General features: G+C 44.8%; 12 protein-coding genes. 9 read left to right on the forward strand and 3 right to left on the reverse strand.

Annotation, left to right across the window (positions count from 1 at the left end; genetic code table 11):
• Window positions 1-13: 13 nt before the first annotated feature.
• Entirely contained in the window at window positions 14-919 is a 906-nt protein-coding gene (locus tag KDM92_RS03500; protein WP_189345590.1) for a peptidylprolyl isomerase, read from the reverse strand.
• 312 nt (window positions 920-1,231) lie between these two features.
• On the opposite strand from KDM92_RS03500, the gene KDM92_RS03505 reads away from it, so the two are divergent.
• The 3 genes from KDM92_RS03505 (at window position 1,232) to KDM92_RS18840 (ending at window position 4,625) form a co-directional block, all read left to right on the forward strand.
• The gene (locus KDM92_RS03505; RefSeq protein ID WP_212683037.1) at window positions 1,232-1,723 is read left to right on the forward strand and encodes a hypothetical protein; all 492 of its coding nucleotides are present in this window, start codon (window positions 1,232-1,234) and stop codon (window positions 1,721-1,723) included.
• Window positions 1,724-1,820: 97 nt separating this feature from the next.
• A complete protein-coding gene (locus tag KDM92_RS18835) occupies window positions 1,821-3,887 on the forward strand; it encodes a methyl-accepting chemotaxis protein (RefSeq protein WP_212683038.1) in 2,067 nt (688 codons plus the stop codon).
• A 279-nt stretch (window positions 3,888-4,166) separates the two neighbouring features.
• Window positions 4,167-4,625, forward strand: a complete 459-nt coding sequence (locus KDM92_RS18840) for a type II secretion system protein (protein ID WP_212683039.1) — start codon at window positions 4,167-4,169, stop codon at window positions 4,623-4,625.
• Between the two features lie 107 nt (window positions 4,626-4,732).
• Here KDM92_RS18840 and KDM92_RS03520 read toward each other — a convergent pair whose 3' ends face one another.
• A complete protein-coding gene (locus tag KDM92_RS03520) occupies window positions 4,733-5,614 on the reverse strand; it encodes an AraC family transcriptional regulator (protein WP_212683040.1) in 882 nt (293 codons plus the stop codon).
• 160 nt (window positions 5,615-5,774) lie between these two features.
• Window positions 5,775-7,805 (reverse strand): UvrD-helicase domain-containing protein, encoded by a 2,031-nt coding sequence (locus KDM92_RS03525; protein ID WP_189345581.1) that lies wholly within the window; start codon window positions 7,803-7,805, stop codon window positions 5,775-5,777.
• Window positions 7,806-8,418: 613 nt separating this feature from the next.
• Here KDM92_RS03525 and KDM92_RS03530 point away from each other — a divergent pair.
• The 6 genes from KDM92_RS03530 to KDM92_RS03555 all read left to right on the forward strand — a co-directional run bounded on the left by KDM92_RS03530 (window position 8,419) and on the right by KDM92_RS03555 (window position 12,613).
• Window positions 8,419-9,033: a Pvc16 family protein gene (locus KDM92_RS03530; protein ID WP_230408158.1), complete on the forward strand. Its 615-nt coding sequence runs from the start codon at window positions 8,419-8,421 to the stop codon at window positions 9,031-9,033.
• An 8-nt stretch (window positions 9,034-9,041) separates the two neighbouring features.
• On the forward strand, window positions 9,042-9,863 hold the full coding sequence (locus tag KDM92_RS03535) for a hypothetical protein (protein WP_212683041.1): 822 nt from the start codon (window positions 9,042-9,044) through the stop codon (window positions 9,861-9,863).
• Between the two features lie 17 nt (window positions 9,864-9,880).
• Complete coding sequence (locus KDM92_RS03540; RefSeq protein WP_189345576.1) at window positions 9,881-11,404, forward strand: phage tail sheath family protein; 1,524 nt, start codon at window positions 9,881-9,883, stop codon at window positions 11,402-11,404.
• A gap of 97 nt (window positions 11,405-11,501) precedes the next feature.
• The gene (locus tag KDM92_RS03545) at window positions 11,502-11,960 is read left to right on the forward strand and encodes a phage tail protein (RefSeq protein ID WP_189345574.1); all 459 of its coding nucleotides are present in this window, start codon (window positions 11,502-11,504) and stop codon (window positions 11,958-11,960) included.
• 8 nt (window positions 11,961-11,968) lie between these two features.
• Window positions 11,969-12,436, forward strand: coding sequence for a phage tail protein (locus tag KDM92_RS03550; RefSeq protein ID WP_189345572.1), 468 nt, complete (start codon window positions 11,969-11,971; stop codon window positions 12,434-12,436).
• A gap of 12 nt (window positions 12,437-12,448) precedes the next feature.
• The gene (locus KDM92_RS03555; RefSeq protein ID WP_189345570.1) at window positions 12,449-12,613 is read left to right on the forward strand and encodes a DUF5908 family protein; all 165 of its coding nucleotides are present in this window, start codon (window positions 12,449-12,451) and stop codon (window positions 12,611-12,613) included.
• The last annotated feature ends 2 nt before the right edge of the window (window positions 12,614-12,615 follow it).

The following is a 12,615-nucleotide window of genomic DNA, read 5'->3' on the forward strand; positions in this document are numbered from 1 at the left end:
ACTAGCTGCGAAATTACTTGCTAGCTGCTGGTGCTGCTGCCGCTGGAGCGGATGCTGCTGCGCTTGCTGAGGCGGATGCTGATGCTGCTTTTTCGCCGATGATTTCGATCTTCGCTTTTTCTTTCAAACCATCCAAGAACTTCTTCAAGTTTTGTTGTTGGATTTGTTGTGTCAAACGTGGTTTTACTTGTTCTAAAGTTGGCGCTTCTTTTGTGCGGCTGTCGTCAACGATGATGACGTGGTAGCCGTATTGAGATTTCACTGGTTCTTCAGTGAATTTGCCTTTTTCTAATTTGGATACGGCATTGCCAAATTCTGGCACCATGCTGCGTGGATCGAACCAGCCTAATTCACCGCCTTTGTCTTTTGAACCTGGGTCTTTAGACTGTGCTTTTGCCAATCCAGCAAATTGTTTAACATCTTTTTTCAATTTTGCAATGATAGCTTTTGCGTCTTCTTCTTTATCCACCAAGATATGACGTGCAGAGTATTCGTTACCTGCCGTTGCTTCTTTGATTTTTGCGTATTCTGCTGCGTATTCTGCGTCGGTTACTGGGCTATTTTTGAGGTAGTCATCAACATAACCTTGCGCCAATACATTGGTTTTCATCATTTCGAGTTGGTCAGCAACATCGCCTGATTTGTCCAAACCTTTTTTGACTGCTTCTTGTGCAACCAAAGATGCCATTGCCAAATTGTCGATCACCATTTTGCGCATTTCTGGTGTGTCTGGCATGCCTTGTGCCCCTTGTTGCTTCATGATCATGTCAACTTGTTTTGTGCTAATTGGCTTGCCATTGACGGTAGCTGCGATCACGCTTTTTGCGCCATCGGCTGGAGCGTCAGTACCTTTTGAGCATGCGGATAATGCCAATACTGCCATTGCACTTCCGATCACGAAACGAGATTTCTTCAACATCTTGGTCTTCCTTTATGATTTTCGAAATTTTTATAAAGCAGCATAGGCTGCAGTGATTTTAAGTAAAACAATACTTCCAGCATTTTGAGTCGAACAAAGCGTGAAAATGAAATTACAAATTCAGCTCTCGCATCAACTCAGGTATCGAATCCGAAAAAAGCGATTGCGAATTTTACCTTTGATTTGCTAATTACACTTAAAATTCGCAGCGATTATGGCTTTTCGGGCATTTTCTTGATCATTTATTGATGAATGGAAAATGTCACTTGAATATTTGGTAGGCAAATACGCCGCTTTTGGAGGATATAGCGAATGATAGATTTTTCAGAAATGCTGCCAGTGGGCATGGTTGCGCATGGCGGTCAAGTTGCGCAAATCATGGCAGAGATTGCCAAGCGCCAGCGTGGTTTGCCGGATTGGGAGGCGTTTCATTACGAGAAGATTTCTGATTCTGCGGTTGAACTTACGGGTGGCATTGTCAGTACCGCGAGTGGCACCAAGCGCTGGTTAGAGCCACATGATTGCATCACGATTCCACTCGCTGCGGTGGTAGCTGAGATGCAGAAGCAAGGTTTGCTCGAAACCGCGCCGCAAGTGACGTCGTTGCCGATGAAAGCCAATTCAAGTAATACCACCGATGCTGTTGGTATCAGCAATCCTGCTACGCCACCGGCTGAGTATCACTATCTACATTTAAAACTGGCGCTGCCACAAGATCCGACGCAACGACAAAAATTATTACAGAGCCTGCATTTACAAGCTGATTTGATGGGAGCATCGGTGGTCGCTTGCCATCTTGAATAGCGTCTAAACTCAACACCAACTGTCACAAGCTAGTCATAAAAATTGCGTACATTGAGAGGAACTTTATTTCTCGTCGCCAACTTTTTTCGGAGACTGTATGCAAGCTTTTCTCTCACCTGCCGTGACTTTTATGCGAGGTTTGCGACTATTACCTAAGTTTTTAATCGTTGCTTGCTTGTTCGCGATTCCTGCCTTAGTTGTGTCTGGTTTGTTTATTGCCGAACTCAACAAAGCGATACGCTTAACCGAGACCGAACAACTCGGATTGCAACAACTGCACCAATTGCAAGAGATTCGCCAGCAAGTACAAGAACATCGCGGCCTCCAACATTTAGGCTTGGCGGGCAATGCCAGCGCAAAGCAAGCCGCACTCAACTTGCGCGAATCTTTAGCGCCGCAATCGCAACAACTATTGCAGCAACTACAGCAGCATCCCGATTTGGTGTCGAATAAAGCTTTGCAAGAGCTGCAAGAAGCTTGGTTAAACTTCAGCAAGGCAATCGAAAACACCAAAGCGCGTGAGACTTATGCCGCGCACAATCAACTATTAGGGCAGCTACAAAAAATCGCAACCGAAATCGCCGACCACAGCAATTTAAATCTCGACCCACAAGTTGATACCTATTATTTAATTGGTTTGTACAGCAAATCCTTGCCGGAATTAAGCAATGTGCTGGCAGATACCGCTGCGCGCGGCGCGCCTTATATTGATACAGGTTTGTTGGAGCCGAACGAAGATGTCTTAATCAACGCCAATGTGATGCTCAGCCAACGCGATCTGCCCAAGGTACAAGCACAATTAGAGGAAGTGTTAAGAGCACATCCAAGTTTGCAAAATCTAAATGAGCAACAGCAAGCCGTCAGCGCTGCGCATTTAGCGTTTCTTGAACGAACCAAAAGCGAGATTCTAAGTACACTCAACCAAACCAGTGGCAATGACTATCTCAAAGCAGGCCAACAAACCATCAATCAATGGCGCGATTTGAGTAACACGATTGCTGGATTTATCGCTCATAAACTCGATCAACGATTGCAAAACCATGTGTGGAATCGGAATGCGATGTTGTTCGCAATTGCGACAGTGATTTTTGTTGCGGTCTATTTGTTGGCCGGATTTTATATCGCATTTGCACGTGAACTGCGCCAATTAACTAACGCGGTGCATCGCATTAGCGATGGCAATTTAAGTGTGGCGAGCCAATCCAAAGGAAAAGACGAAGTCGCACTATTGATTACGGAATTTGAATCAATGCGCTTGGTTTTAATTGGCTTAGTCAAAAACATTCGCACTAGTACCGAACAAATTGCTAGCTCGTCGGAAGAGATCGCGAATGGCAACGCGGATCTATCAACACGCACCGAACAACAAGCAAGCTCATTAGAAGAGACGTCAGCTTCGATGGAAGAATTAACCATCGCTGTAAAACAGAATATCGAAAGCGCACAGCAAGCCAATCAATTAGCGATCAGCGCTTCGGATATTGCCAAAGATGGCGGTGTCGCAGTCAAACAAATGACGACGATGATGGAAGGTATTCAGCAATCATCAAAACAAATTAATGACATCATCGCGGTGATTGATGGTATCGCTTTTCAAACCAATATCTTGGCCTTGAACGCAGCAGTCGAGGCGGCTCGCGCTGGTGAGCAAGGACGTGGATTTGCTGTGGTAGCGAGCGAAGTGCGCAATCTAGCACAGCGCTCTGCAGCGGCGGCAAAAGAAATCAAACAACTGATCGGCAATTCAGTAAAACAAGTTGAAGCAGGAAATCGTCAAGTGCAACAAGCTGGCGACACTATGCAGCGAGTTGTCGCCTCTATCGTCAACCTGAATGCCAATATGCATGCAATCACGGATGCCAGCGTTGAGCAAGGCGATGGCATACAAATGGTAAACGCAACACTAGGCCAACTCGATTTGATTACACAACAAAATGCTGCCTTGGTTGAGCACGCTGCCGCTGCGGCAGAAAGCATGCGCTTACAAGCCAGCAAACTAACCGATGCGGTAGCTGCTTTTACGATTGATCCTCATAGCAAAAACAGCACAGATATAGGACAAACTCCGGCAGCAAAACCTCTTGCGAAAATCAAACATACAAGAACGCGGAAGATGGTCGGCGTCGGTGGCATGCGCTTGGCACGCCAGTTGGCGAGTAACTGAGCGCGGGTGTTATCCCAAGTTGGCGCTCTCCATGTGTGCATTTCTGGTAATAAATTCGTCGGTTTTGACGAGTTTCAGTTGAGTTTTAGCTGAAATTCGGTGGATAATGAATAAAATGCTTTAAAGCAATGGCGCCTAACTGTAAGAAACTGTCATAAACCGTTAAAAACGCTGATTTGAAGCAAATAATGCCTTTGAAAAATGCATTTTTTTAATAAACTGTCGTAACATCAAATATGCGAACGACGATAGATTCGCATTGAGAACTTGGAGAATATGATGAAAAAAATTAGTCCACAACAAGCGGGTTTCACCTTAATTGAATTGATCGTTGTGATCGTTATTTTGGGTATTTTGGCGGCAACTGCATTGCCACGTTTTGCGGATTTGGGTGCTGATGCTCGAACAGCGAGTGTGAATGCTGCGCGCGGCTCGCTGTCTGCAACTTCAGCAATGGTGCATGGTACGTTCTTGGTTAGAAGTCCAGCACCTGCAACCGTCACCTTAGAGGGCGTTTCGGTTGCTGTTGTCAATGGTTATCCAAGTGCAGCAACAATTGCTGCTGGTGCAGGTATTACCGCAACAGATTACACCATCACTTCAACTGCGACTGCTACTACGATCTCTCCAATTAGTGCAAGCTCAGCTGCCAAGACTGCTGGCACTTGCTCGGTGGTTTATACAGAAGCCGCAGTAGGCGCTGCACCAACGATTGTAGCGACTACTACAGCTTGTTAATTAGATTAAAGTGATAAATTAAAAAGCGTAGATCGCGTGATCTACGCTTTTTTTCCGCCTTAATACAGAACATAGATTCAACATCGTCCTAAGCAATCTGTTCAGATTCAATCCACTCGCAGGGTCAAATAAATATCCGTACGCAATTCAAGCGGCGAAGTTTCGCGCGGATCATTTAAATATTCTTCATACACGGCCACATCAGCGGCTTCGTAACCGGATGCTGGCAACCACACACCAAACAGCCATTCATACGCAGCGTGCATATCTGAGTACGGTCCTTGACATTGCAAGACAGCGCATTTAGCCGCAGCAATGTCATAAGCTTGCAAAGGTGCTTTCGCTTGATTTGCTTGTTGCTCTGCACTGACCACCAAGCAAGCATAAGAACGTAATTGCGCTTCTTCTACCAAAGATGGGTCATCCCAATAGATACCGATTGATCGACTATGCGGGCCAAATAACTGGCGACTCGCTGCGATTCCTTGTAACTGGTCAAACGCTTGTCCAATACCCATGTAATCACCTTGGTGCGGCAAACCCAATAAATGCAAAGCTTCGATTTCTTTAATAACGACTGTAAACATCGTGCTACTCCTAATGGTTGGTGAGGCAGAAAATTGCACATGGCTGCCCTGCTTACGATACTTTGCTGGTGGCATGCCATATACACTAGAAAAAATACGTGTGAATGATTGCAAATTGGGATAGCCACAGGCACGTGCTACTTGCTCGATTGGCTGTTCTGTTTTAGCCAGCAGAGCCGCCGCTCGTTGCAAACGCAAGCGCTTCACCGTTGCGGTCAAGCTTTCTCCGTAAAACGATTGGTAAATACGGTGCCAGTGATAAGGCGACATGCAAGCAATTTCAGCCAATTGGATGAGATCGAGTTCACGATCTAAATTCTCATGGACGTAGTCAATCACGCGTTGAAAACGTCGTTCATAGCTGGCGCGGTGGGCGCTAATGGTGGTGAGTTCGGCTGTCATCTTATTCCCGTCTAAGCATCTGCAATGACGAGAACAATAGCATGGAGTGATTTGACAAATCTTGCGATAATTTTGCTAGGGTTGATGATGCGACATCGCTGCAAATTTGCCAGATTTACTAATTAGGATCAATCTAGGATTGATGTTAAGTCGTACCAAATTATTCTTTAGGGCGACTGAGCAAAGCTTTTAAATTTGCTAGACGATTTTGCGGCGTGATGACTTCATCATCCGTGGGAACCGCGTCCCCTTCATCTAACTTCATCTCTTTGATAAAGCGGGAAGGATCGCAATGCACCGATTCACCAGCGCGTTTGCGCTTCTTGCACCAAGTAATATGTAAGCTACGTTGTGCGCGGGTAATACCAACATACATCAAACGTCGCTCTTCTTCGATACGCGCGGCAATCGTTTCGACCGGAGCGTCGGGATCACCTTTATGCGGCAAGATGCCCTCTTCCACGCCAACCAAAAATACATGCGGATATTCCAATCCTTTGGACGCATGCAAGGTCGACATGCGCACTGCATCGGGATCTTCGTCCTTACCTTCCATCATGCTCATCAAGGCAACCATCTGCGTCAAATCGAGCAAGCTGCGATGATCGTCGGTGCCATCTTTGCCGCCATTGCCTTTTTGCTTTAGCCATTGGGTGAAGTCGATCACGTTTTGCCACTTCGCCTGTGCCGCACGATCATCGAAATTGTCATACAAATAGTATTCGTAATTAATTTCTTTCATCAGATCGTCGAGCAATTGCTCGGCATGTCCTTCACGATGGGCGTGCGCCTCAACATTGTTGATGAAGGTACAGAATTCACGCAACGGTCTTAGCTGGCGTTCGGTTAACAAGGCTTCGATGCCACCTTTGAACACCGCTTCAAACAAGGAGCATTGCCATTGTCCGGCAAACGAGCCCAGCGCCTCTAAGGTTGCTTGCCCTACGCCGCGACGTGGCGTGGTGATCGCTCGGATAAAAGCTGGATCATCTTCTTCATTTGCAATCAAACGTAAATACGCAATGATGTCTTTGATTTCGGCTTTATCAAAAAAACTCTGACCGCCAGAAATCGTATAGGGAATTCTCTCTTTACGCAGCGCTTGCTCAATCACGCGTGCTTGATGGTTGCCACGATACAGAATCGCATAATCAGCCCATGCTGCGCGCCGCTCAAAACGATGTGCCGAAATCATCATCGCTACTTGTGCGGCTTCTTGCTCATCGTCTTGCATCCCCATGACTTTGACTGGATCACCCAAGCCATGTTCTGACCACAACGCTTTTTCAAACAACTTGGGATTATTTCCAATCACCGAATTCGCCGCTTGTAAAATGCGCGTACTCGAACGGTAATTTTGCTCTAACTTAATGATGCGTAAGTTTGGAAAATCAACCTGTAAAGTGGTCAGATTTTCGATGGTCGCACCACGCCAAGCATAAATCGCCTGATCATCGTCGCCCACCGCTGTGAACATCGGTTTCTTTCCTATGCCGGAAACAAGTAACTTCACCAACTCGTATTGGCAGGTATTGGTGTCTTGATACTCATCGACCAATAAATAACGCAAACGACGCTGCCACTTATCGCGCACTTCTTCGTTATGACGAAATAGCTCGACAGGCAAACGAATCAGATCATCAAAATCAACCGCTTGATAGGCAGATAAAGTCGCTACATAGCTTGCATAAATTCTCGCCGCTTGTGCTTCATCCTCATCTTGCGCTTGGGCTAGCGCTTGTTCGGGACTGACTAAACCGTTTTTCCACAAAGACATCGCGGTTTGAATCCGGCGTATCAATTGCTTGTCGGTGGTGATCGCCAAGTCTTGGACTAAGGAAAAGCAATCGTCGCTATCCATGATAGAGAACCTATCTTTCAGTCCAAGCGCACGTGCTTCTTGTCGCAGGATTTTGACACCGAGTGAGTGAAAAGTAGAAACCGTAATGTGCTTTGCTTGCTTTGGTTCCTTTAAGAGCTTTGCAATACGTTCTTGCATCTCATGCGCGGCTTTATTGGTAAAAGTTAGCGCTGCAATATGTTTGGCGTCGTAGCCATGCAATTCAATCAGATTAGCAATCTTTTGCGTAATCACCCGCGTTTTACCCGAACCCGCCCCTGCCAAAACCAGGCATGGACCATCCATATAATTGACTGCATCGCGTTGAGGTTGATTGAGACCGTGGGACATGAAAACGACCAATTGCTGTTAAGGCGTCATTGTACTCTTTTGCGCATCCAATTCAGCTTCATCAATGCAAAAGCGCATCAAGAAGCTTAATAACAATCTCGTCATACAAAAGACCTATTTGCAGTGATTGGCATACGTTTTGCAACAGCAGCTTACTTCGGTGGTGACAAGTCAAATATTTACGACTTCCACGAAACTGTAGCTGTAACGTTGGCACCACCTTATGGTTTCAAAACACTGTTATAGGAAGTACGCCAACTGGGCTCGTTCTCCGAAAGGCTGAAAGTAAAACGAATGTTGGCGAAATAATTTAAGTAAAAATAAAGTTACATGTATATCGTTCGACTTTTACACGTAACGATGCCAGAACGAATAATAAAGCTAACTGATAACACTTCAATCGCACTCAAGGACAGAAGTAGTTCTTTAGTTCTTTAGTTCTTTTGACAGTTCATTCTGCAAAGCTAAAAAAGTCAATCAAAAAATGACAGATTGGCTGTTGTTGTTTCAGCAGTCATACCTTCATTATTTAATAAATTACATGCTAATCTAGTATACAGATTATTCTATCTTTTACGGCTAATAAAGAATGCCATTTTTACTAAGCTGATCATTGACACCACAAAAAAATATCGACATCGAAGACCTAAAAACTATGATCAATGCAGCAATTAGCCATCTCGCACTACAACTCAACCAGCAATTTAAAAACAATTTCCAATTAGCTGAAGATGTTGTGGTGGTCTCAAATCTAGTTGAACTAGATGGCTCAGCCGCTGCCAACGCAAACAACAAATTAGTTCTAACTCTAGTAAATATTGAGAAAGATAATTTGCCGTATCGAGCACAGCTTCCACATCGTAGCAATGATCGACAAGCAATTCACAGCAATCCCTTATATCTGAATCTGTATGTGATGATGTCCGCCAACTTTGGCGCAGGAAATTATTCCGAAGCACTCAAAACTATCTCGCAAGCAATTAGCTTTTTTCAGCAACAAGCCATATTCGATCGCCAGAACAGTCCCGGCTTAGATAACAGAATCGAAAAACTGATACTGGACATGGAGAATCTCAAGATTCCTGATTTAAACAATTTGTGGAGCCTGATGGGCGGCCGCTACCTACCTTCTGTCCTGTACAGAATTCGCATGATTACGGTTGATGCAGGTGCCATCATTGGTCAAGTTCCAATGATCACCGACCCCAACCAAAACTTACTTGGTTAGGCTGATCTATGGCACGTTATTTGCCTGTGTTTGCGCTAGCAGTCAAACATGAATATTTTGAAGGTGATGCACACCCAGATCGAATGGGGCTCGTTTTTACACCAGATAAGGACAGCGCGATCATCATGCAGCAAGAAAACTTGCTACTTAGACGAAGCGTGTCGGGGTTTGAGATTTGGCAAGAACAACGATTAGATTCTGTAGGAGATGCATCAGCAGAAATGAACGGTGATCTGGCAACGCTGAATCTCACTTTTTCGGTGACAGCGAGTGACCCAGCATTTAATTCCTACACAAAATGGGAATTAGATAAACCAATTCGATTTGAAAACAAAGATTCAGTAAGGCTGACGGCTACTCAATTGGATACAAATGCGGTCAACCTATCTAGATCCGCAGGTTTAGTTGATACCGCTAGGCATGCAATGCAAGTGCAGTTTTATATACGAATTGCACATGTACTCAAGCAAGGTATGACGCGCTATGAAATTGAGTTAAAGGCCAAGGCTTTGCACTGGAAATATTTCTTTACTGGAGCGATCGGTAGAAAAACTGTTGAGATTTTTAATTTGGATGGTAGCAGTAAAGAAGACGAGTTGTTATTTCAGCGCTCGACTGAATTAGTAAATAACACGGGAACAGCCTTTTTATCAAAAGTGCCGTTTCCGATGAGAAGCATACCAACACAACGCTTTCAGCTGCGTGAAGAGGGTGCCAATGGACGAGTGTTAATGCGGCGATTGCCAAACGCCAGTATTCATCAAATTGGCAAAGAAGGAGTTCCGGGCGGACAGACACTGGTCGTCGCGGAGATTTATATTCATCAATAATTTTCAAAGGAACACATATGGCTGGCGCGTTTAAAACCCCTGGTGTCTATATCAATGAAAAAAATGCCTTCCCCAACTCCGTCGTAGAAGTCGCGACTGCAGTGCCGGCATTTATTGGTTACACCAAATTTGCCGACAACAAAGGCACTTCTTTATCCAATAAACCTTGGCGCATTACTTCAATGTCCGAGTTCCAGAATTACTTTGGTGGAGCGCCGGACGATCAATTTGAGATTCTTGAAAAGTCAGCGGACGACGCTGTCAGTAACTTCAAAAGTGCGGGCAAAGAATATGTCGTCAAACGTAAAGGCGGCAAATCTGACACGCAGCGCTTTTATCTATTCCGTAGCATGCAGTTGTTTTTTCAAAATGGCGGCGGACCATGCTATATCGTTTCTATCGGTTCTTATACCGACGAAGGCATCAAGAAGAGTGAATTACAACTCGGCGTAGACTTGCTCTTAAAAGAACAAGAACCAACCATGGTTGTCATCCCAGACGCCGTCGCGTTGGAAGAAGGCGATTGTATTGCAGTCCAACAATACAGCCTGAAACATTGTGGTACACAAAAAAATCGCTTTGCAATTCTTGATGTGCATAACGGCTACAAAGATCGCAAAGATCCACCAGAAGATGTGATTGTCACTTTCCGTGGTGACTTAGGTACTAACTATCTAAATTACGCTGCTGCTTATTATCCTTGGCTCAACACCTCAATCATCGCGACAACCGATTTGGATTTCTCTAGTTTCAGCGATTTAAGTCAACTAAAGAGCCTACTGTTGGCGGAAGCTGGTGGCGACAACGCGCCTGATGATTTGAAGAGCATTTTGAATCAAGTAGGAGATGCAACGCGCGACCCCAATGCAAAAACATATTTATCGGACGATGAACTACATAAAATCTTGTTCTCTGTCAGTCCGACTTATGCAAACATCCTGCTTGCTATCAAACAAAAACTGAACTTGTTGCCACCTGCTGCTGCGATGGCTGGCGTGTACACCATGGTTGATAACAATCGTGGCGTTTGGAAAGCACCAGCGAATGTTAGTTTAGCGTCTGTAATTTCTCCTGCAGTGAACATTACCCATGATGAACAAGAAGATCTAAACGTAACGACTGCTGGTAAATCCATCAATGCGATTCGCAGCTTTATTGGTGAAGGCACTTTGGTTTGGGGCGCACGTACTTTAGATGGTAATAGCTTGGATTGGCGCTACATCAACGTCCGCCGCACGATGATTATGTTGGAAGAATCTTTACGTTTAGCAACCAAGGCCTATGTATTCGAACCAAATGTGAGTGGCACTTGGGTCACAATCAAGAGCATGGCTAGCAACTTCTTAACGAGCATTTGGAAACGCGGTGGCCTAGCTGGTGCTAGTCCTGAAGATGCATTCAGTGTGCATGTTGGATTGGGTGAAACCATGACATCTGAAGATATTCTAGAAGGTATCTTGCGCGTGACTATTCTTGTTGCACTCAGTCGTCCGGCTGAGTTTATTGAGATCACCTTCCAGCAACAAATGCAAAAATCATAGAAGCAACTAATCACATTAAGGGTCTGATGGCGCATCTAGGCGTCCAACAAGACCGAGGTAGCTCCACTTTTTAACTAATTTATTAAAGAGGTTTGTTATGGCAGATGATGGATCAAAACAATCAGCAAATGTGTGGCCTTTGCCGAAATTCTATTTCCGTGTGAAATGGGATTCAAACGAAATGTCGTTCCAAGAAGTTTCTGGCTTGGATGTCCAATCCGAAGAAATCAAATACCGTCATGGCAATAGCCCAGTTTTCTCCGTGATCAAAATGCCGGGCATGAAAAAATACGGCAATATCACGATGAAAAAAGGCGTATTCAAAGGTGATAACAAGTTCTGGGATTGGCTTAACCAAATCAAATTAAACACGATCAAACGCGTACCGGTCACTATTAGTTTGTTGGATGAAGAGGGTAATGACACGATGGTTTGGACATTAACCAATGCATGGCCAACAAAAATTTCTAGTACTGATTTGAAATCGGAAGGCAATGAAGTGGCGATTGAATCTATTGAGATCGTTCACGAAGGCTTAACGATTGCGAACAAATAAGCATCGCAATGGCAGGTGAATTTTTTGAGGGGGGTTATCCCCCTCCCGCGTTTTATTTTACGGTCACCTTTGGCAATGGTTCGCAGGTGCCAGATGCTTCGTTCAGCGAAGTGTCTGGCATTGCACTTGAAATGGAAACTGAAGCGGTGGTCGAAGGCGGTGAAAATCGTTTTGTTCATCAATTACCGAAGAGTATCAAGCATCCTAATCTTGAGTTGAAGCGCGGCATCACCATGCTGAATTCTCCTCTTGTCAAATGGTGCAAAGATACCTTGGAGGGCGATTTTATGAAATTGATCGTACCGCAAACCATCGTCGTTAAATTAAATGGCGCGGATGGCACTGTGCTTCGCGCATGGGCTTTCATTAATGCCTATCCAATTAAGTGGGATATCGAGGGCTTTAACGCAACCAAAAATGAAGTGGCAATCGAGAAGATGACCTTTGCCTATACGTACTCCAAACGTAGCAAATAAGCGAACCTGACTATGTCCATCGAAATAAAAGAACTAGTTATCAAAACAACGATAGTAAATCGTCCAATTGATAAAGATGACGATGCCTTTCTCGATAAGAAAGTCATCAAAGAGGAGATCTTGGCGGAATGTCGCCAATTAATGCAAAGCATCTTGCGTGAACGTCGGGAGCGCTAGTC

The sequence above is a fragment of the Affinundibacterium baiyunense genome, from assembly GCF_018139645.1.
Lineage (GTDB): Bacteria > Pseudomonadota > Gammaproteobacteria > Burkholderiales > Burkholderiaceae_D > Undibacterium > Undibacterium baiyunense.